Source organism: Oleiphilus sp. HI0123, assembly GCF_001635315.1.
This window is the reverse complement of record NZ_LWGE01000308.1, coordinates 1-304: the sequence shown is the minus strand read 5'-3', so window position 1 is coordinate 304 and position 304 is coordinate 1. Positions and strand designations below refer to the sequence as shown.

The following is a 304-nucleotide window of genomic DNA, read 5'->3' as shown; positions in this document are numbered from 1 at the left end:
GTATCGATTGAATCATCACCTGCGTTGTAGATGTACAGACCATCAACATCAACCGTACCACCCCAAAGCTCAATACCATCATCTGCAGAACCAACGATAGCGATGTTGCTAATTTGAGTACCGCTACCAACTGAACCTAGAGACAAACCATTTAGCTCTTTGTCTTTTTCAATTGCGTAACCAGAATATTTAATGATCACGTAGTCAAGAATACCGCTGTTATCCGTTGCATCTGCTACGCCATTGATTGGGCCATATGCCTGCGTGCCAGCTTCATAAGTGCGCTCGCCTTTATTGTTTTCAG

The 304-nt window shown here is 43.8% G+C and carries 1 pseudogene; it reads right to left on the bottom strand.

Annotated elements, in window-relative coordinates:
• Positions 1-304 (bottom strand): annotated as a pseudogene (locus A3761_RS26740) (hypothetical protein); the annotation flags it as partial.